The 1,375-nt window shown below is 46.4% G+C and carries 1 protein-coding gene; it reads right to left on the bottom strand.

Translation table 11 applies throughout. The annotated features are described in order from the left end of the window. Positions 1-32: 32 nt before the first annotated feature. Positions 33-1,037: an IS110-like element IS4321 family transposase gene (locus ACT3RT_RS23045; protein ID WP_496203782.1), complete on the bottom strand. Its 1,005-nt coding sequence runs from the start codon at positions 1,035-1,037 to the stop codon at positions 33-35. Positions 1,038-1,375: the final 338 nt, after the last annotated feature.

The raw sequence follows: 1,375 nt of genomic DNA, 5'->3' as shown, positions 1-1,375 counted from the left end.
GAGTGATTGTTTAAACTGGTGTATTTCTGCCTTTATGCTTCGTAAGTTTGCTGGCGCGCCGTAAGTGCCCAGGCTATTCTGGCCAGCTTGTTTGCCAGAGCACAGGTGACGACAAAGTTGCTTTTCCGACACAACAACTCCCTGACCCAGTCGGCCAATTTACCAGACTGGTGTTCCAGTTTTTGTATGAATACCCTGGCACATTGAACCAGCAAGGTTCGGATCTTTTTGTTGCCTCGTTTACTAATTCCAAGCAATGTCGTCCGACCTCCCGTGCTGTACTGTCGGGGAACCAGCCCTGTTGAAGCCGCAAAGTCACGGCTGCTGGCGTACTGCTTCACGTCGCCAATCTCAGTTGAAATAGTACTCGCTGTCAGTGTTCCGACGCAGGGAATGCTCAGCAAGCGCTGTCCAATCTCATCTTCGTCCAACTTTCGTTTCAACTGGGATTCCAAACCTTTAATCTGCTCAACAAGATAGTGATAATGCTGTTGTAATTTCAGCAATAACTGGCTGAGGTAAAGAGGCAAACTATTGTCCTCAAGAATGGTACTCAGTCGGCTAATAACGGCAGCTCCTCGTGGAACGCTAATGCCAAATTCCAGCAGGAAAGCATGCATCTGATTGGTTGTTTTTACCTTATCCTGAACCAAGGATTCACGGACACGATGCAGAGCCCGCATTGCCTGCTGAGATTCCGTTCTAGGTTGCACAAAACGCATAGACGGACGCGATGCAGCTTCACAAATAGCTTCGGCGTCGACAAAGTCGTTTTTGTTACTTTTAACGAATGGACGGACAAATTGTGGTGATATCAGCTTAGGAAAATGCCCTAACTCTTCCAACTTGCGTGCCATAAAGTGAGAGCCACCACAGGCTTCCATTGCGATGGTTGTAGCGGGGCATGTCGCCAAAAATTCGATTAACTTTGGCCGTGTAAATTTTTTACGGTAAACAGCCTTGCCGCGACGATCCTGGCAATGAATATGGAAAGAGTTTTTACCCAGATCGATACCAATGAGCGCAATGTTTTCCATGATAGTTCTCCGAATGAAAGCCTATCCTCAGCATAGTACCGGGAAGGAGGGAGTGACCATCTCATTAAATATCCTACTATAAGGGCTTCCCCGAACAGTCAACGCCGGTTTTTAATTTCTGTCTGTTCATCAATGAAAGGCAAGGGATAAGACTGCGCTACTATAAACGGTCATGCTGAATCGCTAGTGATTCGGACCCTGATGAAAGACGCTCGTGAGATCCTCCTTCGTTAATCGGATAGTGATATCCAGTAGGATATGCAGATACTTCTCACGGGGGTCTAACCCTTTACCATCAACAATTTACAGTTCAGTTACTACTCAGTTAAATTTTTCAT

Origin of the sequence: Ewingella sp. AOP9-I1-14 (genome assembly GCF_052375995.1) — a bacterium.
GTDB lineage: Bacteria > Pseudomonadota > Gammaproteobacteria > Enterobacterales > Enterobacteriaceae > Ewingella > Ewingella allii.
This window is presented reverse-complemented; position numbering and strand designations above follow the sequence as displayed.